Origin of the sequence: Frankia sp. CcI49, assembly GCF_001983215.1 — a bacterium.
Lineage (GTDB): Bacteria > Actinomycetota > Actinomycetes > Frankiales > Frankiaceae > Parafrankia > Parafrankia irregularis.
Window position 1 is genome coordinate 1 of the sequence record NZ_MOWP01000024.1, and the last position, 915, is coordinate 915.

Here is a 915-nt window from a genome sequence, read left to right on the forward strand (position 1 = left end):
GACCCGGTCGACCCACCCTGGGACCCGCCCTTACCGAACGACCCGGTCGACCCACCCTGAGCGCCACCCTTACCGAACGACCCGGTCGTCTCCTTGCCGCCAAGGTTCCGCGGTGTGGAGATATCGATGGTCACGCCTTCCTCAACCGGTCTGGTTGTTTGGGATGACCCGCCCTGGGTTCCGTCGCCATCGAACGAGCCAGTCGACCCACCCTGAGCGCTGGACGCCGCACCGAAGGTACTCGTCGGGCCACCGACAATGGTCTCCGCAGTAACCGGCGCGCCAATACCGATCGTGATGCTTCCGGTCGACAGAATGGAGAGGTTCAATCCGCTCGGAATAGCCAGGCCCTGCCCGGCATCCAAAACCCTGGGCTCCACTTCTCCGACACTCTCCTGGCCATCTCCTACAGCGACCACGGGCGCCACCAGGTTGGCTGGAGCCGGATCAACGGCTATCGATATGTCAGCCCTGGCAGGAGACGCCGGCAAGATAGCAGCAGCAGATATTCCACCGGCCAGAGCCAGAACGGACCAAGTCTTCTTAACAATCATGATTTCCCCGCTCGACATCAGGATCCACCTCGTCGCAGCGGGATGGTAGCTATCAAGCCGTCGGATCAACCGCTTCCACCAGACCGGCGTGTTGCGGAAAAATTTCGAGTGACATATTTCGCGACAGCAAAGCGTCGAACTCATCCGGACCGGATCACATGGCAAAAGTAGATCAGATCACCAACCCGGCCCACCTGGTGTGATTGGTGCGAGTACACACCCCTATCAGGGAGATCCTCGCAACATCATTCCACCCAGCTCTTCATGCATGCGACAGCCCTCCGCCTCTCCCACCTGGCAGATTTCTCCAGATGGGAGAAGGGAGGGCTGCCCGTCACACCCAAACAAAAATTAGGCGGAC

Annotated in this window: 1 pseudogene; it reads right to left on the minus strand. The window is 60.1% G+C overall.

Annotation, left to right across the window (positions count from 1 at the left end):
- A pseudogene (locus tag CcI49_RS42955) lies at positions 1 to 698 on the minus strand (hypothetical protein); the annotation flags it as partial.
- Between the last annotated feature and the right edge of the window lie 217 nt (positions 699 to 915).